This window comes from Mycoplasmopsis lipofaciens ATCC 35015 (assembly GCF_000686585.1).
In the GTDB taxonomy this organism is placed as follows: domain Bacteria; phylum Bacillota_I; class Bacilli_A; order Mycoplasmatales; family Metamycoplasmataceae; genus Mycoplasmopsis; species Mycoplasmopsis lipofaciens.
Genome location: NZ_JMKY01000001.1, coordinates 34303 through 59594, shown reverse-complemented (window position 1 = coordinate 59594; position 25292 = coordinate 34303). Strand labels below are relative to the sequence as shown.

Sequence of the window (25292 nt, the reverse complement as noted above, 5' to 3'; positions counted from 1 at the left end):
TTAATTGTTATCATCCTCTTTATCATTATTTGAATTTGATTCTTTAGATTGCGAATCATCACTTTTCTTAACATTTTGTTTTTGATCATTTATATCTAAAATTAAATTTACAAGTTCCTCTTTAGACATTTTTTCATAGCCATGAATATATAATTTTTGGGCAGCTAAATATAATTTTTCATTTGGTAATTTTATTAATTTATCAAAATTATCTTTTCTTTGTTTTGATTTTTCATCGACTATTTCAGCCTCTTCAACGTTATTTTTAGTATTATTTGAATCATTTTTCTCATTATTTTGCGATGGATTAAAGCCAAACAAATTGTTAAAAATATTATTTTTATCATATTGTTTCATTTCTTCCTCAAATCTTTTCAATTGTTTTACTCTTTCAACATTTAAAAAAGCAAATTTAATATATTTCATTTGTCTAACAAATAAGAAATAAAACAAAATAGTTAAAACCGCAGTTAGTGAAGAATAAATTTTATAATAAACCTCTTCCATTGATATTGTTTGAGGATGTATTAAAACTCTAAATGATCAAAATAATCAAATTATTTGAAAAAATGTATAAACACCATAAACAGCAATTGGTCAATTGTACAATTTAATAAAAGTTTTAGATTTATAACTTTTGCTAATGCCAATTATAAAATATACTAACATAGCTATTGCTGCAAAAACAAAAATAGAACTCCATATTACAGTGCTATTAAAAACATATTGCAACTTATCAATATCTATTTTGCCACTATTATCAGAAAACGCTGCACTATTAGCTTTTTTTCAAATGTTGTTTAAAGCCAATGGAAATAATCAATTTAAAATTGCTACAATTGTTAAAAAAGCAAAGGCAAAAATGGAAGCTATAATAAATGGTCTAAATCTCTTTTTTTCCATTGCTCATAATTTCTCACCATCGGTGATTTTCATAAAATCTTTATTGTAATTCATATTTACTCCTAAAATATTGTAATTATATATTATTCATTAATTGAGAAAAATCATAATCCGCTATATCAAATTCTTTTGGAACATCGGCATACACAATAATTTCTTTTTTAGAAACTGGATGTATAAAACTCAATTTGTATGCATGAAGCCTTTGATTATAATCATCAACTTTATGACCGTATATAGGATCTCCATATACTGGATTTTTAATGTGTGATAAATGAACTCTAATTTGATGTGTACGACCAGTTTCTAAATCACATTGAATTAGTGACATTGGTTTTTTTTCTAAATAAAAACTTTTTAAAACATTTACATATGTAATTGCCTCTTTGCCATTTTTGTGAACTGTCATTTGTTTACGATCAGAGTGATGTCTTTCAATAGGTAAATTTATTTTTAAATTTTTGTGTTCAATAAGGCCTTCGCAAATTGCAACATAACTTCTTTTTATTTCATGTTTTTTCAACATTTCAGATAACAAAATATGCGTTTCATTATTTTTAGCAACAATCAATAAACCACTAGTATCTTTATCAATTCTATGAACAATGCCAGGTCTTAATAAACCGTTCTCATTGCTCAATGTTTTAAAATGAAATAATAAACCATTTACTAATGTATCATTGATATGACCTGGTGCTGGATGTACTACTAAATTTGTTGGTTTATTGATAACAACCAAATCTTTATCTTCATAAACAATATTTAATGGAATATCGACAGGTTTTATATCCATTTCTTTATCTAATAACTTAATTATATTGATTGTTCATCCTTCTCTAACAATATAATTAGGTTTATGTACCGGAATATTATCATTCAAATGAACGGCATTTTGCAAAATTAATTGTTTGGCATCATTTCTAGATAAATCACTATTGTCAGAAATATATTTATCAATTCTTTCCTTGTATTTAACTTCTAATTTAAGCATATCTAATATTATATATAATAAAGTTAAAAACAATCATTAATAAAAAATCAGCTTAAAAACTGAAATTTTAATTTATAAAAGTTCTTTGTATTTCTTAATATAAAATTTTTTAATTATTAAAGTAAGCGAAATATATAAAACAATTGAACAAATTAATAACAAGTAAAAATATGGATGAAGTGGTTTAACATTAATAGCTGAATTAACAATTGGTATATATGGCGTTAATGTGACTAATAAGCTACCAGTAATTGAGAAAAACACTAGTACAAAAGAAGGTCTTGATTGAATAAAAGGAATTTTTTCTGTTCTAATAAAATGAATAACTAAACTTTGTGTTCACATTGAAATAATAAATCATCCGGTTTGAAATAAAACTTGAAATTCTAAATCACCTACACTTAATGATGGATATAAATTTGGTATAAAAACAAATCTTAAAACAATAAAAGCTAAAACATCCACAATTGATGAAATAGGTCCAAATCAAATCATAAATTTTAAAATACTTTTCGTCTTTCATTTGTGGGGTTTATGTAAAAATTCGCTATCCACTTTATCTCATGGAATAGAGCCGCATGCTAAATCATATATTAAATTTAAAAATAGAATTTGTACAGCCATCATCGGAACAAATGGCAGCATTAAAGCTGCTATTAAAATACTAATGATATTACCAAAATTACTACTTACTGTCATTTTGATATATTTATTCATATTAGCATAAGTTTTACGTCCCTCAACAATACCAACATCTAATACATTCAAATCTTTTTCTAATAAGATAATATTTGCACTTTCTTTTGCAATATCTACTGCTGTATCAACAGATATAGACACATCAGCTGCTTTCATAGCTGGTGCATCATTTATACCATCTCCCATATAGCCAACAACATGACCTTTTTTACGTAAAGCATTGATTATGCGAGCTTTTTGATCAGGACTTAATTTTGCATAAATATTATATTTATTAACAATTTCTTCTAATTCCTTATCTGAAATTTTTAACAAATCTTTTCCTAACATAATTTTATCTGATGGAATTCCTACTTTATTGCAAATAGCTTTTGTAACTCTTGCATTATCACCTGTTAAAATTTTTACATCAACACCATGATTATGTAAATTTGCTATTGCGCTAGCAGTTGATTCTTTTGGTGGATCTAAGAATGCTAAATAGCCAATTAAAATCATATCTTGTTCATCATCAATACCAAATTTTTCAACATCCTGAGGATTATGTTTTCTAGCTACAGCAATAACTCTCATACCTTGATCATTTAAAGCATCTACTTGTTTTAAAACAGTTTTAATCATTTTATTGTCTAAATTTATTATTGAATTTTTATATTCAACTTTAGAACAAATATTTAAAACTTCTTCTACTGCTCCTTTTGTAATCATAAGAATTTCATTTTCTTGAACATTTTTTACAACAACAGACATCATTTTTCTTTGAAAATCAAAAGGTATCTCATCAATTTTTATATATTTATCTTCAAGAGATCTTAATTCAATTTCAGTATCAGATAATTCTTCTGTTTTATTTATAATTGAAATATCTAAAAGATTTTTTAATCCAGTTTGATAAAAACTATTTAAAAAGCCAAATTTTAGGACATTACTATCCTCTTGTCCATCAACATCTAAATGGCGTTCCAAAACAACTTGATCCAATGTTAATGTACCTGTTTTATCAGTACAAAAAACATCCATAGCTCCAAAATTTTGAATTGAATTTAAACTTTTTACAACAGTTTGCTTTTTAGACATGGAAATAGCACCTTTGGCTAAAGTACTAGTAACAATCATTGGCAACATTTCAGGAGTTAAACCAACAGCTACACTTATTGCAAATAATAATGCATTTAATCAATTTGTACTACTTTTTAAATCTTTAAATCCAATAATCAAAAATACTAAAGGAACTACAACAATCATGATTTTAATTAAAAGTCATGAAATTGAACTTATGCCTTTTTCAAAATCTGTTTTTGCAGCTTTTTCATTAATTTTTTGTGCTACTTGTCCCAAATATGTTTCATTTCCCGAAACAACAACAACAGCTTTTGCTGAGCCCGAAATTACATTGGAACCCATAAATGCTAAATTGGAACGATCTGTGATATTCATATCTACTTCAGCATTATTTAAACTAGAATACTTTTCAATAGATTCACTTTCGCCAGTTAAAGAACTTTGACTTACAAACAAATCTTTGGCACTGATGATTTTTACATCGGCTGGTATTATATCTCCAGCGGCTAAAATGACAATATCGCCTACTACTACTTCTTCCAAAGGAATTTCATAAAAAATACCATTTCGTTCAACTCTTGTTGTTGTTTGAACTAACTTGACTAATTTTTCCGCACTCGCACTACTTCTAGTTTCTTCAACAATATGCAAAATACCACTTACAATAACCATTGCTAAGATAATTATCATTGTTGATGGTTGTACTCTTTCATTATTTTTTCAAGGTAAAATGATATCTGTTACCATTGAAATCAATGCTAAAATAATTAAAATTGATGAAAAAGGATTAAAAAATGAATCAATAAATCTTTTTAAAAAAGTATTATTTTTCTTTTTTATGAGTTTATTAAAACCGTACTCTTCCTGATTTAATTTTATTTGCTCTTCATTTAAAAAACCTTTAGAACTTGTTTTGTATTTTTTAAATAACTCTTGATTAGAGGAATTAGAAGCTTCAATTAATCTTAGTTTTGCTAAATCATTATTAATATTTTTATTTTGTTTCTTCATTTTTCCTCCTATTTTTTAATATAAAATGTTTATAATTAATTAATTATATAGAAATTAAAACATTATTTAAATATAAAAAAGAGGTAAAAAAATGAAAAACTTTGAAAAATTAGCTAAAAGATTAAAAGAATATATGTCTATTGAAGCTATGAGTAGATATGAAGAACCCGTTGTTGATGCATTAAAGAAAAATACAAAAAGTGAAAAACTAGAATTTTCAAGAGATAATTTTGGTTCTTTAATTATCAAAAATAAGACGACATTAAAAAACGCTCCAAAAATAATGATAGCGGCTCATATGGATGAAGTTGGTTATTTAGTTAGAAGCATTGAAGAAAATGGTAACTTACTTGTTTCTGTTGTAGGCGGAGTTTGACCTGCGGCTGTCATTGGTACAAAAGCTAAAATAGTTACAAATAAAGATAATAAAACTATTTATGGTATTTTTGGTCATACATCAATTCATATTATGGAAAACAAAAAAATTCAACAAGTTCCCCAAACTAAAGAATTATTTGTTGACTGTGGATTTATGAGTAAAAAAGAAGCAGAAGAATTTGGAATTGAAATTGGAGACAGAATTTATATGTCTGGTGAATCACTTGACATGCCTAATAATTTAATTGCTGGAAAGGCAATGGACAATAGAGCCGGAGTTACTGCGATTGATTTTGTTGCAAACAACATCAAAGATTTAGATTTGAAAAATGAAGTTTTTTTAGTCGGTACTGTTCAAGAAGAAGTTGGAACTAGAGGTGCTAAAACATCTGTTTCAATTATTAAGCCTGATATTGCTTTTGCAATTGATACAGGAGCTAGTCATGATACAACAGGATGTATTAAAGGAACACCTGTTTTAGGTAAAGGTGTTGCATTGTTAGTTCAAGATAGAGCTGTTTTGACTGATCCGAAATTAACTGAAATGTTAATGGAAATAGCTAGAAAACACAAAATACCTGCTTATAAATATATTGCAGAAGGTGGAGGAACTGACGGAGCTGAATTACAATATGGAGAAGGTGGAGTACCAACTATAACATTATCAATTCCACAACGTTATTTGCATTCTCCAATTGGTGTTTGTTCGTTAATTGATATACAAGCTGCAATTGATTTAATAACTGAATTTATTAAAGTTTTTGATGATAAAAAATTACAAGAATTAAAAAGAAAATAAAATTTCATACTTAAATAAAAATTGACACATAAATTATGTGTCTTTTTTAATTATTTAAAAGTTCTAATTTCAATATTAGCATTTTTCATCAATTTTAAGGCAAAACTATGATATTCGTCATAACTATGACTTAAGCTGTCAAAAGTACTTACCAAATTCTGAAATACTATAATAGGTTTATCAATATTTTTAAAATTAAAATAGCTCTTTAAAGATAAAACAAATTGCAAAATACATATATCGGTACAACAACCAACAATTTCAAATTCATCATAATCATTATATATTTCTGTATCTAAAGCAAAAAAACTATTTGTTGTATTTTTATCGATTCTATTTTTACAATATGGCTTCAACTCATCAATAATTTCTGATTCTGAACTATTTTTTAAACAATGAATAGGATATGAATTCATTTCTAAATCAAGTTTATCATGTGCATCACACAAAAAATAATTATCATGTTGAATATTTTTTATCAAATATTGTTTTATAGATTTAACAATATTATTGATTCTATTAGAAGCTAATGGGCCTTCAGTACAAAAACCATTGATCATGTCTATAACAAATATTAATTTTTTCATTTCACCTCAGGTACTATATTTATTGTTATTATTTCATTTAATTCTTTGTCTAAAGAATTTAATTTTAAAACAACTGCATTAAATTGTGGTTTATTGCCTGAAACTTGAAATTTAGAAAAATCACCATATCTCATTTTGCGATAAACCTCTTCAAAATTAGCTCCAATAGCACTATTATATGGTCCACAAGATCCAACATCAGTTATATAACAAGTTCCATTCGGCAAAACATGTCCATCGTTAGTTTGAACATGAGTATGAGTTCCACAAAAACCATCAACCCTTCCATCTAGATAAAGTCCCATCACATATTTTTCGCTTGTTGTTTCACCGTGAAAATCAATAAAATGAAAATCCGTTTTTTCTTCATATTTAATAATATTGTCAATAACATCAAAAAAATTATTTGCATATTCTTGAGATCATGGTGAAGACAATTTGTTAAAAGTTATACCCATTAATGATGTTACGCGTAATGTAATATTTGAATTAACTCTATATATTAAACTTCCTAAGCCAGGATAACTCTCAGATATATTTGCCGGTCTTATCAAATCACCATTATTAATTATTTTAAAAATCTCTGGTTTAGCTCAAACATGATTACCTAATGTGAATAAATCTACTCCAGCCTTTTTCATTATTTTATAGTCATTTTCTGTTAAACCCTTACGACCAGATACATTTTCACTTTGTGCAATAACTACATCTATAAAATATTCCTTTTTTAATTTAGGTATTCACTTTCTAATTATTTTTATTCCAGGTTCTCCAAAAACATCGCCAATAAATAAAATGTTTAATTTTTTATTTTTTTCCAAGGTTGTACCTCATTCTACATATTTAATTTATATATAATTATAGATAATAATATAAAAAATTGAACACAATGTGTGTTCAAATCTTAAGCTATAAAATCATTAATACCTTGAAATGTTTGTTCTGATACTCCTGGTAAATCTCAAAAATGATTTTCAGTACGTTTTTTAATACCTTTTTGTCTAATTAACTCAAATTTTGTTCATAATCAAGTACAAATAAATATTGAACTATATGCACCAATAGCTAAACCAAAAATCATAACAATATTAAATGATAGATCAGTCGCATTTCCAAAACTTAATAAAACTAATACAGTTGTAATTGTTGTTAATGAAGTAAATATACTTCTTTTAATTGTTTCCACCACAGCTGAATTTGCAATCGATTTAATTTTATTTTTGTCTAAAATCATATTATGATAATCATTAGTTATGGTTTCTCTTATTCTATCAAAAACAACAATTGTATCGTTTATTGAAAAAGCAATAATTGATAATGCTGCTGCTACTATAATAGGAGATAACTCGAGTCTAGCTATTACAATAAAACCAATCGTCATTGCCACATCATGTAATAAACCTATAATAGCAGCTAATGAAAATGTTCATTTTAATCTTATTAATGTATATAAAATAATTCCAACGAAAGAAACCCCAATAGCAGTTAATGCATTATTAACTAAATTTCTTGCTTCTGTAGAACTAATTCCATAACTTATAATAGATAAATTAGAATTAAATGATAGTAAATTATTTTTTATTAATTGAATATTGCTATTTAAATCTTGAGTAGTTTTAATAACAACATTAAATGATGTTCCAGCTGAATCAATTGATACAACATTTGTTACAGATTCAGGGTTGTTAATACCTAAATTAGCATGATTAGATATTATATAATTTTTAATATTCTCAGCTGTTGATTTATCAAGAATAACGCCTAAATCCTTATTACCACTAATAGTAACATTGATTCCTCCTTGAAATTCCATTGAACGATTAAAACCTGCTCAAAATTCCTTATTTATAGAGGCAAAAATAGTAAATACTATTATGGAAATAAAAATAAATAATAAGGAACCCATAATAAATCATTTCGCATGTTTTACATAATCGAAAGTTCTATATTTAGAATTCATTTTAAGATTATTAATTTTATTTTTATGTAATCCTAGTAATCAAAGTCTATTGTCAAAAAAACCAGTTCCTACAATAATGGCACTTACAACTCTAGTAAAAAACAGCATAACAACTAACGTAAAAATAACTGAAAAAACTAAAGAAATACTAAAACCCCTTACAACTCTTGTTCCGAAATAAAATAAAATAAATGAAACAATTAATGTTGTCAAATTAGCATCTACGATTGATGACAAAGTCATTTTGTTAGAATTTTTTATAGATTTTTTAAGTTTTTCTCCGTTATAAATTTCATTTTTGAGCCGCTCAAACGTTATTATATTAGCATCAACACTAATACCTATACCAATAATTAATGCTGCAATTGTTATTGGTGAATATTCACCTCTTAAAACTGTAAACATTAATAATGTGAGAAATATATATAAAGCAATAGAAATAGTGCTTAGTGCTCCAAGTAAACCGTAATTAACAATCATAAAAATTGAAATCAAACTAAAAACAACTAAACCTGCTAATAATGCACTTCTAAATGAATCTCCAGTTCTAGTAGATGAAATATAGTTAGATGATAAAACAACTAAGTCATATTTAGAACTACCAAAATTGATATTCGCAGCTAATTTCTTTGCCTCAGTATCTGTAAAGTTACCGGTTATATTGAATTTAGATCCATTCAACGGTCTATTAACACTAGCTAAACTAATTAAATAATTTTTTGCATTAAATTCATGCTCTTTTAAAATGTTTGGTTTTTTTAATTTTTCATCATACGTCTTATTATTGACATGAACGAAATTAAATGGATTTTCACCAGATTCAATTCAAGCCTTATGTTCTTTTTTTGCAATATTATTTACTAAATCATCTAAATTCAATCACATTAAAATAGTTTTAGAATGATTAACAACATAACTTGTAGCTTTTGTTCACTCAATTTCTGCGTCCGAATTTGCAAGTTCAATAGTTACAGCATAATTATTTGAACCATTTTGTTGATTACCGAAACCAAATGTTGCCCCGTCTGGTTTTAATGGCGGTATATACTTGTCAATATTGTCATAATCTATTTTTGCACCTTCAACAAATTTCCCATTAACAAATAATGGCATCATATTAGGATCTGTTAAAACTAGTGATGGTTTACTAGAAATAATTTTTTCAAATTGTTTACGTTCAGTATCATTTAAATCACCATTTCTAGTTATTCTAATTTTTCCTTCACCTTCAACAGCAACATTGGTACCATTAAACGCAATTCCTCCAGTTAAACGATTGTCTAAAGCTGAAGCAACAGTATTTGCAAATTTATCATCGATTTTTTCGCCATTTTCTTTCTTAATTTCAACCAAAAATTCAACACCACCACCATATTCAACGGATTTGTTTACATTTTTAGAAATGTAAAACAAACTGCCAAATACGATTGCAATAATTGTTGAAATAATAGTTATTGCAGCAATAACCCATCTTTTTCAATTGGTTAGACTAAACATTTTTTTAAAAAAAGTTACTATTTTATCTCACATAATTAGTTTTAATTATATATTATGATTATAATTTTTATATTAATTTCTCATATTTTAATCCATAGTATTTTTGTTATTTTCAATATTAATTTTTATTAAATAATCTATTCCTTCATTTGTGATTTTTCTACCCCTAGGACCTTTTAAAATTAATTTTAAATATAAAAGTAGTGGCTCTATTTCATATATTAAATTTTCTTTTGGAAAGTTCAATATCCCAACTAAGGAATCTAATGAAGCGAATTTATCTTCAAAAGTCTCATTCAATACCTTTAAATATTCTATATGTTCTCTGCCCAACCCAAGATCATATAATTCTAAATGTTTAAATGTTTTTCAAACGCTTTTCATACTAATATTTTTTTCGTTGTTAGATATCGAAAAATCATATATACGTTTAAGTAAATGATTTGCAACTCTCGGTGTTCCTTTTGAATATTTAGAAATCGTTAAAATTACATCTTTTTCTGAATTTATTTTTAAAGCTTTTTCACTATTTTTTAAGATATTAACAATATCATTTACTGAATAATTATTCATTCTCGCTTTAAATCCAAATCTATCTTTTAAAGGCTGACTTAATAAATTTATTTTTGTTGTAGCCCCAATCATTGTAAAAGGATTTAAATTCATTCTCATAACTTTAGAATTTCCTTCTGGACCTATTATTAAGTCAATTTTGTAATCTTCCATAGCACTATAAATCAACTCTTCAACATTTTTATTAATACTATGAATTTCATCAATGAAAATAATATCTCCCTTATTAATATTTGCAAAAACTGATAAAATATCTGATTTTTTTTCAATTAAAGAACCTTGTAGGTAATGAATTTTTACTTTTAGTTCATTAGCTATTATTGTTGCTAGGGAAGTTTTTCCTGTTCCCGGTGGCCCATAAAATAAAATATGATCTAGCGTCTCTTTGCGATATCTTGCACCTTGAATCATTGTTTTAAGTGTAATAACTAGTTTATCTTGACCTATAAATTGATCAAAATTAAAAGGTCTAAGTTGTGATAGGCTCATAATTTTGTGACATTAATTTTATAGCTTCTTCAATCATTATTTCAACATCATTATTTTCTTTGATTTTTTGTAGAGCATTATCAATTTGTGTTGTTTTAAAACCTAGCATTTTCAATGTAGTTTTAACCTCAGTAAATTTATCAATATTTTTTACTGCTTCTTTTGTTTTTTTAGCATCAATCATTTTTGTTCATTTATCTTGTAGTTCTGCAATAATTAGTCTTGCAACTTTAGGATTTAAATATGGTGTTTCAATTAATGCTTCAAAATTTCCCTCTGAAATATATAATGCTATTTTTTCTCAACCTTGATTCAAAATATTAAATGCAACTTTAGGTCCCACACCATTTAAAGATATTAAATCTATAAATAGCAAACGCTCTTTAAAATCCTTAAAACCATATGTAGCTTGATAATAATCATTTTTTATTTCATATAAATAAAGTTTTAATTTACTTTTTGATTCAAATCTCGCATTATCTGCAACAATTAATGAATAACCAACTCCTTGTGATTCAAAAATTAAATTCGAATTATTTTTATAAACAATTTCGCCAATTCTATATAAAATCATTTTTCCTCCTCTTTTAAAAGTTCCACAATATTTTTTATATTTTGTAAAAAAACATGTAAAAAGAGGAAAAAAATATTAAAAATAATAAAAAAATATCCAAAAAAGGATACTTAATAGTGTTTTTAAACATTTGGTGCGCGGGGAGGGACTTGAACCCTCATGCTATAAAGCACTAGAGCCTAAATCTAGCGTGTCTGCCAATTTCACCACTCGCGCTTTTATGCTACAAAAAGGAATTGCACCTCTAAAAGAAACTCTTTTCTAACTATAGTTAAGCATATGGTGCCGCCTATAGGACTCGAACCTACGACCTACTGATTACAAGTCAGTTGCTCTACCAACTGAGCTAAGGCGGCCTAAAATTGCTTTATCATTATACAATGTTTTTTATTTTTAAAAATAAAATTTTTATATTTTTAAATTAGTATACATAATTTATAAAATAAAAAAATAGCATAAGCTATTTTGATGTTTACACAAATGGTGGAGAATAAGGGGCTCGAACCCATGACCTCCGCCTTGTAAGGGCGATGCTCTCCCAACTGAGCTAATTCTCCAATGGTAGTCTGTACGGGAATCGAACCCGTGCGTGCATGGATGAAAACCATGTGTGTTAACCGCTTCACCAACAGACCATAAATATGGCGCCGATTACAAGGATTGAACTTGTGACCAACTGGTTAACAGCCAGCTGCTCTACCGCTGAGCTAAATCGGCAATTTGTAAATATGCTATACCATTATAATATAAAAAAAAATAAATAAAATAATTTTTTACATTTTTTTAAAAAAAATAAATTTACATCTTGGTTCACAAATTACAAATTAATATTTATTTAACAATTTATTATTATTTTTTAATTTATTAAAATTTTTATCAATATCTCTTTTAATTTTTTTATACATGATTTTTGATATTAGATTCAAATCTCTCGGATCTGATGAAGGATATTTTTCTTTAAATAAAATTATTTTTTGTGAGGCATAAATTAAAAATCTTCTTTTTTCTTTTAAATTTACTAATTTTAATCAACCGTCCACAATAAAATAAAAATATAATGTATATCAAAATTTTAATAATGAATATTCACTATCATCTTTTAAAATATTCGATTCTTTAATTTTTATTATTGTTTGATCCAAAGTTTCATAAACTGCATCTATTTTTTGTTCATAATTAATAATTTTTGTAGAAAGAGAGTTTTTTCTAATACAGTAATTAAACAACGGTTTAGATAAATATTTATATTTAGGCTCATCTAAAAACAAAAAGAACAAAAATCTAATATCTTCATAAATTTTTTGATCGAATTTAGCATTATATTTGTTACATATATTTAAATAGTATTCTCTTTTTATAACTTTTGCTCAAGGAAAAGTAGGGTTTTTAAAATATGTATCTCTAGGACAATTATGATTTACTGACTTTCTTTTTGGAACAGTAGGCAAGCTTATAAGAATATTTTTAAATAAATTAAATTTCATTCGATAATTAATAGACATTAAATCAAAATCATCATTCAAATTTTCAATAATATATTTAATAGTATTTTTTTTCATATAATCATCATCATCAATAAAAAGAAAATATTTACCACGTGCTTGTCTAATCAAAAAATCTCGATTGAAACCAATTCCTACTTTTTCATGATAATCTTTTAAATCAAATACTCTTATTCTTTTATCTAACTCTTTATATGCATTTAAAATTGATAATGTATCATCTGTTGAATAATCATTTAATAAAAGAATTTCAATATCTTTTGATTTATTTTTTAAAACACTATTTAATGAAAACCTATTTAATTTCCCAATATTATAACAAGGAATAAGAATACTAATGAGTGGTTTATGCATATATAACTCCTAAATTCAAATTTACATAATTTTACAACAAAAAACTAAAAAAATAGCGTCAATCGCTATTTTGGTGAATTTAATCAAATGGAGCAAATGAGGGGAATCGAACCCCCATTACCAGCATGGCAAGCTGGAATTTTGCCATTAAATTACATTTGCATCTAGGGTTGCTTTACTATTATAAATCATGTTTTTAAAAAACAAAAAAAATTAGCACTTTTTTATACTGAGTGCCAAAAATAGTGCTAAAATATATTCATAATAAAAATTTATGGAGGTGCCAATATGGCTAAAGAAATAATAATTGGTATCGACTTAGGAACTACTAACTCTGTAGTTTCAGTAGTTGATAACGGAAATCCTGTTGTACTTGAAAATTTAAATGGAAAAAGAACAACTCCATCTGTTGTTAGTTTTAAAGATGGAGAAACAATTGTTGGAGAAAATGCTAAAAATCAAATTGAAACAAATCCTGACACAATTGCTTCTATTAAAAGATTAATGGGAACTTCAAAAACAGTTAAAGCTAATGGAAAAAACTATAAACCAGAAGAAGTTTCAGCAATTATTTTGGAATATCTTAAAAAATATGCAGAAGCAAAATTGGGTCAAACAATTAAAAAGGCTGTAATTACAGTTCCAGCATATTTTGATAATGCACAACGTGAAGCAACTAAAATTGCTGGTAAAATTGCTGGATTAGAAGTAATGAGAATTATTAATGAACCTACTGCTGCAGCATTGGCATTTGGTTTAGACAAAACTAAAGATGAGAAAAAAGTATTAGTATTTGACTTAGGTGGAGGAACATTTGATGTTTCTGTTCTAGAATTAGCTGACGGAACATTTGAGGTATTATCTACTGCCGGAGATAATAGATTAGGTGGTGATGACTGAGATAATGAAATTGTTCAATGATTAGTTAATAAAATTAAAGAAGATCACAAAGTTGATGTAACAGATAACAAAATGGCAATGGCTCGTCTAAAAGCCGCTGCCGAAAAAGCAAAAATTGATTTATCGAGTTCATTGGTTGCTCACATATCACTGCCATTTTTAATCTTAGGTACAGCAGAACCTATTAATATTCAAACAGAATTAAAACGTAGTGAATTTGAAAAAATGACTATGAAATTAGTTGAAAGATGTCGTAAACCAATTGAAAGAGCACTTGAAGATGCTAAATTAAAATCAACTGATCTAGATGATGTTTTACTTGTTGGTGGTTCAACAAGAATCCCCGCAGTTCAAGAATTAATAGAAAAAATTCTTAATAGAAAACCAAATAGAACTGTGAATCCAGATGAAGTTGTTGCAATGGGTGCTGCTATTCAAGGGGCTGTTTTAGCAGGAGATATTAATGATGTCTTACTTGTAGACGTTACTCCCCTAACTTTAGGTATTGAAACTGCAGGAGGAGTAAGTACACCATTAATTCCACGTAATACACGTATTCCTATTACAAAAAGTGAAGTATTCACTACATATGAAAATAATCAAACAGAAGTTTCAATTAGAATTGTTCAAGGAGAAAGACCAATTGCATCAGAAAATAAAATGCTTGGACAATTTAATTTATCTGGAATTAATCCAGCTCCAAGAGGTGTTCCACAAATAGAAGTAAGTTTCAAAATTGATGCAAATGGTATAACAACAGTTTCTGCAAAAGATAAAGAAACTCAAAAAGAACAAAGTATAACTATTAAAAATTCTTCTAAACTTTCTGATGAAGAAGTTGAAAGAATGATTAAAGAAGCTGAAGAAAACCGTGAAGCTGATGCAAAAAGAGCTGCTGATATTGAATTAGTTGTAAAAGCAGAATCAATGGTTTCAAAATTAGAAATGTCAATTGAAGAAAATAAAGACAAATTAACAGAAGAACAAATTAAAAAAACTAAAGAAGAAATAGAAAAAATTAATGGTTATATTAAAGACAAAAAATATGATGAATTAAGAAAAATGATTTCAGAATTTGAGGCTTTAATGGAACAAATGGCTAAAGCAACAAAAAATTCACAAACTGAAAATAAATCAACTGACGAAGAAGAAGCAACATTTACAGAAGAATAACAAAAATAAAAAAACCGTGTTTGTTTATTACATACATGGTTTTTTTATTTTTACCATGAATTTTTCTTGCAATATAAAATAAAAAAATTATAAAAGTTCTCAATTTTGATTTGCGCTTGACACTATGAATTTTTCTTGCAATATAAAATAAAAAAATGTGAAAAATAATATAATTTAAGTACAAGAAACTTTTATTACTCATATATAAAGGAGAAAAAAGGAATCACTTCATTATCTGGAAAATATTATATTAAAACAACGAAAAAATGCTCGTAGTGAATACTTGAATAAGAAGAAGGTGAATATGATTAGGGAGGTTACTAATGGAAGTTAAAAATATTTATGAATATGTTTGCTTATTAAAAATAAAACACAAAAAAACATGAAACATATTGAGAATCATTTTTTATATATATTTTTTATCAGTGTTTTCATATATATTTTTTGCTGGTTCTATCCTTCAAATACTTAATAAATTTCCTTTCGAACCTTGATTCCTTTTGTTATTTGGAAGTTTAGTTATTATTTTTGGTTGAAGGCTAATATCAGAATTTATACTGTATAAAATTTTAAAAAAAGATATTTGGGAAATTTCAAAAAAAATAATAAAAATTTATACAATATTAAACTTTAGTTATTTTTATCGCAAAAAAATATTGAAAAATTAAATTATGTCATATAGTGAAAAGTTTAAATTAGCATCAATGTTTACAAATGAATTACAAAAAAAGGAATCATATGAACAATCTACAAATATCAAATTATTTTAAAAAAGTTAAAATAAGAGTAAAAGCACCAATATTTATATTACTATTAGTAATTTTCGGTGTAGGTTTTCTTGCATATTTTATATTTCTACTTTTATTTTTAATTTCATATTTTGACTATAAAGAAATAATAATTCCAACTTGTTGTTTTGCATTTTACACATATTTCTTTATTTTGTTTTTAATTTATATTTTAATAGGTATAAAAAAATCATTTAAATCAAAATTATTACCATACTTATATTTTTTATTTCTATTTAAATACAACAAATTAAACCTATTAAAAAAAGTAGAAATTTCAAAAGAAAAACCTCTATCAATTTCAATCTCAGATTCTTCAGAATTACTGTATTTAATTAATTAAATTAAAAAACTGCTAAAATGCAGTTTTTTAATTTTGGGAATTTTTAAAATTTATATAAAAAATAAAAAATTTTATTGCTTTTTAGAATAAAATTAGATACGTTATGAAAAATTTAGCTAACGAACTTAGGCCAAAAAAATTACAACAAATTGTTGGGCAAGAACATATTAAAAAAATACTTTCAGAAGTTGTTAAAAAAAGAATGACAAATAGTTTTATTTTCTTTGGAGAACCAGGTATAGGTAAAACCTCAACAGCTATTTGCCTAGCAAACGAGTTAAATCTTTCATATTCTATATTAAATCCAGCAGTTGATAACAAAAAAGATCTAATGAAAAAACTCGATGAAAATCAAATTATTATTATCGATGAAATACATAGATTAAATAAAGATAAACAAGATATTTTGCTCTCTTACCTAGAATATGACAAAATAATAATTTATGCTACAACCACCGAAAACCCCTACTTTAGAGTTAATCCTGCATTAAGAAGCAGAATGCAAATACTTCAATTCAACAAACTTACAGAGGATGAAATTCTTAAGGGAATTAAAGAGAATATAAATAAAAATCTTTTTAAATTAAAAATAGATGATGATGTTCTTTTAGAATTAATACGATTTTCTAGTGGAGATTATAGATCCTGCTTAAATAACTTACAAATGCTTTCGTTATTAAAAACGGAAGAAAAAATAACCAAATTAGATTTAAAAAAAATAATACCTAATATAAATTTCTATAGTGATATGAATTCTTCTAGTCATTACAATAATTTATCTGCGTTTCACAAATCATTGCGTGGGAGTGATGTTCATGCAGCACTATATTATGGTGAACTTATATTAAAAACGGGCGATTATCTAGGATTATTTAGACGTTTAAATGCCGCGGCATATGAAGATGTAGGATTGGCAGACATTAATTTACCAATTCGAATTGAAGCAGCATTTCAAGCTGTTGAAAGATTAGGGTTTCCTGAAGCAAATTTACCAATATATTACATAATAATTTCAGTTGCATTAGCTCCTAAAAGTAATTCAGTGTATAAATCAATGAAACAAACTCAAAATTTAATAAATAGTGGACAAATATATGATATTCCAAATCATTTAAAAGATGCTCATTATAAATCGGCATCTAAATTAGACTATGGAATTGATTATAAATATCCTCATGATTATAATAATCACTATGTAAAACAAGAATATTTACCAAAAAAATTAAAAGATATTAAATTATTTTGCCCAAACAAAACAGATAATAATAAAATTTCTGAATATTATGAAATGATTAAAAAATGAAAGGAAAAATAACATGAATAAAGAAATATTTGACAAAATTAATAATTTAGAAGAATTAAAAATGTTGAAAAACAAACTTTTTTCAAAGGACAGTGAATTATTTAAATTACAACAAGCTATAAGAACTGCAAAACCTGATGAAAAAAAAGACATCGGTTTTAAAATAACTGAATTAAAGAACCAATATGAAAAAGAATTTAAAAAAATTGAAGAAAGAATTGAAGATAATAGAGTATCAAAAATTGTAAATAATGAATTTATTGATGTCACAAAACCGGTTCAAAAAATAGGATCACTACATCCAATTACAATAATTGAAAATAGACTTAGAGATTGATTTATTAATAACGGATATTTTGAATCTAAGGGTGGAGAAATTGTCAATGATTTGTATAACTTTGAAAGATTAAATATACCAAAAGAACATCCTGCTAGAGCTATGCAAGATTCCTTATATTTTGATGAAAATATATTATTAAGAACACATAATACAGGAATAACCGCAAGAGACTTGGAAAAAAATGCTAATAAAAAAATGAATAGTTTTGCTATAGGAAAAGTATATAGAAACGATGAGGATGATGCAACACATAGTCATCAATTTACCCAATTAGACTTTGTTAGTGTTGGAACAGTAAGTTTTCCAAATTTAATATGAACATTAAAATCATTATTAAGTTATGTTTTTGAACAAGAATTAGAAATTAGATTAAGACCTAGTTATTTCCCTTTTACAGAACCTAGTGTAGAAGTTGATATATATTATAAAGATAAATGAATTGAAGTTTTAGGCGCAGGAATGTTACATCCAAACGTTTTAAAAATGGCGGGTTATGATATTAAAAAATATAACGGCTTTGCTGCAGGAGTTGGAATTGAAAGGTTAACAATGATTAAGTATGGAATTAAAGACATTAGAGAATTTTATAGAAATGATTTAAGAACACTTAATCAATTCAATTATGAAAAATAGTTTTATTAGTTTTTTTAATAATGAGAGCAAAAAAGATTATTTTATTAATATTCAACAATATTTAAAAAAATTAGATGAACAAAATATTATTTATTATCCTAAAAAAGAAAATATATTTACATTTTTGGATTATTGTGAAGTAGAAGAAATTAAATTGATTATTCTCGGACAAGATCCATATTTCTTACCAAATCAGGCTGATGGTATGGCTTTTAGCACAAATGACACAAAACCACCAAGAAGCTTAATAAATATTATAAAAGAATTAAAAAAAGACTATCCAGATTCAAAAATTGAAACATTTAGTTTAAAATCTTGAGCTAAACAAGGAGTATTATTGTTAAATACTGCTCTAACTGTTGAACATAAAAAACCAAATAGTCATAAAAATTTAGGTTGAAATATTTTTATTGAAAATTGCATTAGGTTTATACTAGAAAAAAATACTAATGTAATATTTGGAATATGAGGAAATCAAGCATTTAATTTTTTAAAACCTATTATTAATGATATGAATGTTGATGAACGCTTAATAATTAGAACAAGTCATCCTTCGCCACTATCATATTCAAAAACCGAAAACAGTTTTAAAGATTCAAAGTTTTTTATTAGAGTAAATGCTTTACTAAAAACAAATAACCAAATTAACTTTGATATAAAAAAGGAGCAATAATGATTATTACATTAAAAGAATTAAACAAATTTTTACCAAATAAAGTTTTAGATATTTCTATTGAAAAGGCAATAAATAATTTAGGATATGAAGTTGAAAGTATTACACCTTTTAGTGATGTAAAAGGTATTAAATTTGCAAAAGTTTTAGATGTTTATAAGAATACAAATTCAAAAAATTTAAATGTTGTTAAGTTATTGACTAATACTGGAGAAATTACTATCCAAACAGTAGCACAAAATGCTAAAAAAGGCTGTGTAACAGTTGCTTTTGTTGAAGGAGCACAAAAAGGTAATATTGTTTTTGGATCTAAAGAAATGGCAGGAATTAATTCACAAGGAATGCTATCCGGTTTTTCAGAATTAGGATTTGATTCTTCCAAATTGCCATTTAATAAAGATGATTTAATTATGCTAAATGAAAATATTCATTTGAATTTAGATCCAATTGATTATTTTGAATTAAACGATTATATTATCGATATAACAACACCAGCAAATAGAAGCGATACAAATTCATATTATGTCCTAGCAAGAGAACTTGCTGCATACTATAAAACAGAATTCAAATGATTTGAAACAAATAAAACCCTTTCGCCAAAAATAAAAAGTAAAATAAAAGTAAAAACAAATGAAGCTAATGCCTTATCATTAATAGAAGCTAAATTGAAAAATACAATTTCTCCACTAAAAGATATGCTGTTTTTAGCAAAACATTCAATTGAAGCTAAAAATAATTGAGCAATTAATTTAACAAATATGACTATTTTGTTAACGGGTGCTCCGTCACATGTATATGATTCGACTAAAATAGGTAATAAACTAACTTGCTCTACATTTTCAGGTGATATCGAAATATTAGGTAACAAACAAGTTAAACTTGATAAAGTTTTAGCAATTCAAGATGAAAATAAAGTAATTTCGTTGGCATGTGTTATGGGTTGTGAAAATTCGTGTGTAACGGACAAAACAAAAAATGTTGTTTTTGAAATAGGTTGTTTTGATAACAAGAAAATTCGTGAGGCTGCTAAGCAAATAAAAATTGATTCAATCTCATCTATTCAAGGCGGAAAAAAAATAAACATTGAAATGTTAATATTGGGCATGAAATATATACAATTCAGATTAAATCAAGAAGGTCAATTATTTAGTCAATTTATAAACTTGCCTAAAAGTAAAAAAGGAAATTCAATATTACAAAATAGAAGAAAATTAGCAACCTATGCAAATTGTGATTTAAAAGATTTAAAAAAATTCAATGATGTTGAAAATGCTTTGAAGTCAATTGGATTTAAATTTGACAAAAATAGAGTTATTGCTCCAAATTACAGACAAGATATTGAAAACTTTGAAGACATTATTGAAGAATATTTTAGATTTTACGGTTATTCAAACTTTAAGCCTGTTGAAACTTTATTAAGTCCATACAAAGTAGATTATAGAAATATAAATAAAGATTTAATACAATCTATGGGATATAAAGAAGTAAGAACTTTTACTTTAACCAATTCAGAAAATAATAAATTAGATCCATTTAATTTTAATAAAAACATTAAACTAAAAACATTTGTTTCAAAAGAAAGAGAAGAAATAAGAAATTCTATAATAACATCAATTATTGAAGTTGCTGATTATAATTTAAAAAGAAAAATTAATAACTTAAATTTATTCGAATACGGTATGATAAACAACAATAAATTTGTTTATGGATTGTTAACAAATACTAAAAATTTTTATCAATTAAAACAAGATGTTTTGAATTTTTTAAAAGTAGAAAATTTAAAATTCATACCATTTAAAGACAATAAATTTATTCATCCTAATGTATCTGCTAAAATTTATCATAATGAAACTTTTATAGGATGAATAGGAAAATTACATCCTAAATATAGTAATTTAAATGTTTTGGTAGCTGAATTTTATGATATTAATTCAACCCCTTTAAAGGAATTTCAAGAATATGATTCAAAACAATTAAAATATATTGATTTAACATTTGAATTGAATGAAAAAGACAACATTGGTTCAAAAATAACTGAAATTAAAGAAATTGCAAAAATTTATGAAATTAATCAAATTGATGAATTTCAACACAATAATAAAAATAATATCACCTTGAGAATAACTGGTGAAAATAATGAAATTGAAAAAATCAATAAGATTTTTAATAAATAAAGAAGGTAAAACATGTATAAGAGAATTAAATTAGCAGATAAAGAAATAGAAAAAGCCATAAACAATGAAACTAAACGTCAAGAACAACATATCGAATTAATTGCAAGTGAAAATTATGTTAGTAATGATGTTCTTAAAGCTGTTGGAAGTACTTTAACCAATAAATATGGAGAAGGTTACCCAGGACAAAGATATTATGGTGGCTGTGAAAATGTAGATATTGTCGAATCATTGGCAATAAATAGATTAAAAAAATTATTTAAAGTTAAATACGCAAATGTTCAGCCCTATTCTGGCTCAGTTGCAAATGCTGCGGCTTTAGCAAGTATAGCCAAACCAGGTGATAAAATAATGGGTTTATCACTAGCCTCTGGTGGCCATTTAACACATGGTTATAAAATAAGCTTTAGTGGTATTTTTTACAATAGTGTTTCGTATGACGTTGATAAAAATGGATATTTAGATTATGAAGAAATTAAAAAATTTGCAATTAAGGAAAAACCGCAAGTAATCATTTGTGGGTATTCTGCTTATCCTAGATTAATAGATTTTAAAAAATTTAGAGAAATAGCTGATAGTTGCGGTGCTAAACTAATGGTAGATATTGCTCATATAGCAGGTTTAATTGTTGCAGGGGTTCATCCTTCTCCTGTAGATTATGCAGATATTGTTACATCAACAACACATAAAACTCTTAGAGGAGCAAGAGGCGCAATAATTATGACTAATAATGAAGAAATTGCAAAAAAAATGAATAGATGAGTTTTCCCAGGTTATCAAGGCGGTCCGTTATTCCATGCTATTGCAGGTAAGGCAGTTGCATTTGGCGAAGCCCTTAAACCTTCATTTATTCAATATGGAAAAAATATTGTTAAAAATGCTAAAATATTCTCTCAATATTTTTTAAATAAAGGTGTAAAAATTGTTTCGAATGGAACTGATAATCACTTATTTACAATCAATGTATATGATAGTTATGGAATCACAGGAAAAGAAGCTGAAAAATTATTAGGTGAATTTAATATAACAGTAAATAAAAATACTATTCCTTTTGATTCTCAAAGTCCTATGATTGCATCAGGCATTAGATTGGGAACTGCTGCTATGACATCTCGTAATTTTACAAAATGAGAAGAATTAGCAAGTATAATTCATGAAATTTTATTAAATCATCATTTAATTTTACAAAATGACGAAATATACTCTCAAAAAGTTAAATTGATAAAAAAAGAAATATTAAAATTAACAAAAGAATTTCCAATTATTACTCAATATAATTAATATATATTCCCGAAAATCGGGAATATATTTTTTTATTTTGTAAATCATAAATCATTAAAACTTTTCTGTATTATTAAACTTAATGACTTTTATATTTTGGTTCGTTACTTCCATATATTCCTCAATCTTAAACTTAACAAATTGACGAACTATGTTTATATTTTAAACTATTCCTTCTGACTTAACAAACAACATATTTTTATACATGTCTTTTAAGACATAGTATATAAAATGTTAGTATTATTAAGTCCTTTAGATTATGACTTCATATTTACATAGTTCGTCAAGTATGATTAATATTATTCCTTATGAACTCTTTCAATAACGAACCCAAATGCTTAAATTAGTTCGGGAATATATTATAATTAATATGTGGAATTAAATATGCAAGTTCACGAGAAGAGCTGAACTGCTTTCCCGGTGTAGTCTTATGGCTACACTTTTTTTATTTTATAATATAGTTATGAAAATCCCGACTTATCAAGACTTAAATATAGATTTAAAAGCACTCTTATGGCGTTTTAAACTTGTTTCTTTCAAACAATGACAAGATATATGTCAAAAAGAATTTTGTTCGAAATTAGGGGCATTTTAAACACGTAATAAAATGCATACCAAAGATAACTTTAGTAGACTTTATCAAATTCTTTTTTATTATGGTTTTATCAATTTTAGAAAAGAACATAAATTCAAACAATATTTGGAAGCTAAAAATTTTATTGTATATACAACAGACTTGGTGAAGGATGCGGTTCTTGACATTGATCTAATTGCGTTAAAAGATAATCAAAAATAATTCATTCAAGTTAAATCAAACAATAAATTTGCTAATTTAAAACACATAAATCAATTAAATGGTATATCTATTTTAGCTTTTTACAAAGCTGATAAATGATTGTTTATCAATACAAAAACTAAAAAAGAACACAAAATTTAAATTATCATTTATAAAATTTTATGTTTTTATTTATTTGTTTCTAATTAAATTAGAAAAGTTTTAATTTTTTTAATTGAAACATACAATGTAAAAATTTAAAATACTTGTGTATTTGGGAATATAATTAATATAAAAAAGTTTACATTTTGTTCGATGTAAACTTTTTTATATTATAAATTATTTTAGTTTAGAAAATATATCTTCTCCAGTCTCTGTAACAATATCAACACCAAAATTTTTCGCAACAATATTTCCTGTTGTTCCTAATCCATTAACATCATCCAATACTTTAGGATCTTTAAATAATTTAGAATAAATTGTTAATGGTAAAAGTTCTCTTGTATGATTAAACCCTGGATAAAGTGGGTCGTTACCATGATCACTTGTCATAATTAATAAATCATCTTCTTTTAAAAGTCTTACTAATTTAGCTAATTTAGAGTCTAATAATGCAATGTTATTTGCATACCCATTAACATCTCTTCTATGTCCATAATGTGAATCAAATTGAACTAAATTGGTAAAAATAAATTGATTTTCTGAATTTTGAGCTGCTAATTCAATTGTTAAATCCATTGCATGAGCATCTCCATCAGAATGAATAGATCTCGAAATACCTTGGCCCACAAAAATATCATTAATTTTACCAATACCTATAACTTCAACGCCCTTTTTTTGTAATTCATTTAGAATCATTTCTCTAGGTTTATTAGCATAATCATGTCTATTAAATGTTCTAGTAAATTTGCCGACCTCTAAACCGACAAAAGGTCTAACAATTATTCTTCCAACATTTCATTCAGGTCTAGATGAACATATTTTTCTTGCCGCTTCCCCATAACGATACAAATTATCTAATCCAATTCATTCCTCATGAGCTGCAATTTGTAAAACTGAATCCATTGATGTATAAACAATTATAGAACCATTGTTTTTTTGTTCCATTGCTAATTCGTCGATTATTTCTGTTCCTGACGAAGCTTTATTTCCAATTATTTTTCTTCCATCAAATGCTTTTTCTAATTCTTGAATCAAATCATCAGGAAAGCCATTTTCAAAAAAAGTTGGAAAAGGTACATTTGTTTTAATACCCATCATTTCTCAATGACCCGCCAATGTATCTTTCGCATTTGATACTTCTTGTATTCTAGCCATGTAAGCCAATGGTTTTTTTACATGATAATTACCCTCTAAAGTTGTAATATTTCCAATTCCCATTTTTTTTCATGTATCTATAAAAAACATTGCGGATTTTGAAGCTGACAAAATGGTATTTGCACCTTTATCACCAAATGTTTTTTGATCTTTGTCAGGACCTATGCCTAAACCGTCTGTTACAATCATAAATATTCTTTTAAATTTTGCCAT

General features: G+C 25.9%; 18 protein-coding genes and 6 tRNA genes. 8 read left to right on the top strand and 16 right to left on the bottom strand.

Features of this window, described 5'->3' with window-relative positions; genetic code table 4:
* The 3 genes from T388_RS0100335 to mgtA all read right to left on the bottom strand — a co-directional run bounded on the left by T388_RS0100335 (position 1) and on the right by mgtA (position 4666).
* Positions 1-957, bottom strand: coding sequence for an MFS transporter (locus T388_RS0100335; protein ID WP_027120364.1), 957 nt, complete (start codon positions 955-957; stop codon positions 1-3).
* A gap of 22 nt (positions 958-979) precedes the next feature.
* Positions 980-1894 carry an RluA family pseudouridine synthase gene (locus T388_RS0100330; protein ID WP_027120363.1) on the bottom strand — a complete coding sequence of 305 codons (915 nt, stop codon included), beginning with the start codon at positions 1892-1894 and terminating at the stop codon, positions 980-982.
* Positions 1895-1966: 72 nt separating this feature from the next.
* Positions 1967-4666 (bottom strand): magnesium-translocating P-type ATPase, encoded by a 2700-nt coding sequence (mgtA, locus tag T388_RS0100325; RefSeq protein ID WP_036456757.1) that lies wholly within the window; start codon positions 4664-4666, stop codon positions 1967-1969.
* 91 nt (positions 4667-4757) lie between these two features.
* On the opposite strand from mgtA, the gene T388_RS0100320 reads away from it, so the two are divergent.
* Complete coding sequence (locus tag T388_RS0100320) at positions 4758-5843, top strand: M42 family metallopeptidase (RefSeq protein WP_027120361.1); 1086 nt, start codon at positions 4758-4760, stop codon at positions 5841-5843.
* 50 nt (positions 5844-5893) lie between these two features.
* On the opposite strand, the gene T388_RS0100315 is transcribed toward T388_RS0100320, so the two are convergent.
* From T388_RS0100315 to T388_RS0100260, 12 genes are all read right to left on the bottom strand, one after another.
* Entirely contained in the window at positions 5894-6430 is a 537-nt protein-coding gene (locus tag T388_RS0100315; protein WP_027120360.1) for a cysteine hydrolase family protein, read from the bottom strand.
* Positions 6418-7251, bottom strand: coding sequence for a TIGR00282 family metallophosphoesterase (locus T388_RS0100310; protein ID WP_027120359.1), 834 nt, complete (start codon positions 7249-7251; stop codon positions 6418-6420). Before T388_RS0100310 ends, T388_RS0100315 begins: the two co-directional genes overlap by 13 nt.
* Positions 7252-7334: 83 nt before the next feature.
* Positions 7335-9920 carry a protein translocase subunit SecDF gene (gene secDF, locus T388_RS0100305; RefSeq protein WP_036456755.1) on the bottom strand — a complete coding sequence of 862 codons (2586 nt, stop codon included), beginning with the start codon at positions 9918-9920 and terminating at the stop codon, positions 7335-7337.
* A 54-nt stretch (positions 9921-9974) separates the two neighbouring features.
* On the bottom strand, positions 9975-10949 hold the full coding sequence (gene ruvB / locus T388_RS0100300; RefSeq protein WP_027120357.1) for a Holliday junction branch migration DNA helicase RuvB: 975 nt from the start codon (positions 10947-10949) through the stop codon (positions 9975-9977).
* Positions 10930-11523 (bottom strand): Holliday junction branch migration protein RuvA, encoded by a 594-nt coding sequence (ruvA, locus tag T388_RS0100295; protein ID WP_027120356.1) that lies wholly within the window; start codon positions 11521-11523, stop codon positions 10930-10932. The genes ruvB and ruvA overlap by 20 nt, the downstream gene beginning before the upstream one ends.
* Positions 11524-11654: 131 nt before the next feature.
* A tRNA-Leu gene (locus tag T388_RS0100290) sits at positions 11655-11739 on the bottom strand.
* A 64-nt stretch (positions 11740-11803) separates the two neighbouring features.
* Positions 11804-11879: transfer RNA gene (locus T388_RS0100285), tRNA-Thr, on the bottom strand.
* Between the two features lie 125 nt (positions 11880-12004).
* Positions 12005-12080: transfer RNA gene (locus tag T388_RS0100280), tRNA-Val, on the bottom strand.
* A 2-nt stretch (positions 12081-12082) separates the two neighbouring features.
* Positions 12083-12158, bottom strand: a tRNA-Glu gene (locus T388_RS0100275).
* Between the two features lie 7 nt (positions 12159-12165).
* Positions 12166-12240, bottom strand: a tRNA-Asn gene (locus tag T388_RS0100270).
* 107 nt (positions 12241-12347) lie between these two features.
* Entirely contained in the window at positions 12348-13379 is a 1032-nt protein-coding gene (locus T388_RS03610; RefSeq protein WP_051586171.1) for a glycosyltransferase family 2 protein, read from the bottom strand.
* A gap of 88 nt (positions 13380-13467) precedes the next feature.
* Positions 13468-13541, bottom strand: a tRNA-Gly gene (locus tag T388_RS0100260).
* 126 nt (positions 13542-13667) lie between these two features.
* On the opposite strand from T388_RS0100260, the gene dnaK reads away from it, so the two are divergent.
* The 7 genes from dnaK to T388_RS0100205 all read left to right on the top strand — a co-directional run bounded on the left by dnaK (position 13668) and on the right by T388_RS0100205 (position 23783).
* A complete protein-coding gene (gene dnaK, locus T388_RS0100255) occupies positions 13668-15452 on the top strand; it encodes a molecular chaperone DnaK (protein ID WP_027120355.1) in 1785 nt (594 codons plus the stop codon).
* Positions 15453-16686: 1234 nt separating this feature from the next.
* Positions 16687-17898: a replication-associated recombination protein A gene (locus T388_RS0100230; RefSeq protein ID WP_027120351.1), complete on the top strand. Its 1212-nt coding sequence runs from the start codon at positions 16687-16689 to the stop codon at positions 17896-17898.
* Between the two features lies 1 nt (position 17899).
* Positions 17900-18859 carry a phenylalanine--tRNA ligase subunit alpha gene (gene pheS / locus T388_RS0100225; RefSeq protein WP_027120350.1) on the top strand — a complete coding sequence of 320 codons (960 nt, stop codon included), beginning with the start codon at positions 17900-17902 and terminating at the stop codon, positions 18857-18859.
* A complete protein-coding gene (locus tag T388_RS0100220) occupies positions 18849-19532 on the top strand; it encodes a uracil-DNA glycosylase (protein ID WP_027120349.1) in 684 nt (227 codons plus the stop codon). Before pheS ends, T388_RS0100220 begins: the two co-directional genes overlap by 11 nt.
* Positions 19532-21706 carry a phenylalanine--tRNA ligase subunit beta gene (locus T388_RS0100215; RefSeq protein WP_027120348.1) on the top strand — a complete coding sequence of 725 codons (2175 nt, stop codon included), beginning with the start codon at positions 19532-19534 and terminating at the stop codon, positions 21704-21706. Before T388_RS0100220 ends, T388_RS0100215 begins: the two co-directional genes overlap by 1 nt.
* A 12-nt stretch (positions 21707-21718) precedes the next feature.
* Positions 21719-22987, top strand: a complete 1269-nt coding sequence (gene glyA / locus T388_RS0100210) for a serine hydroxymethyltransferase (RefSeq protein WP_027120347.1) — start codon at positions 21719-21721, stop codon at positions 22985-22987.
* Positions 22988-23594: 607 nt separating this feature from the next.
* Positions 23595-23783: a hypothetical protein gene (locus T388_RS0100205; RefSeq protein ID WP_027120346.1), complete on the top strand. Its 189-nt coding sequence runs from the start codon at positions 23595-23597 to the stop codon at positions 23781-23783.
* 318 nt (positions 23784-24101) lie between these two features.
* On the opposite strand, the gene T388_RS0100200 is transcribed toward T388_RS0100205, so the two are convergent.
* Entirely contained in the window at positions 24102-25292 is a 1191-nt protein-coding gene (locus tag T388_RS0100200) for a phosphopentomutase (protein WP_027120345.1), read from the bottom strand.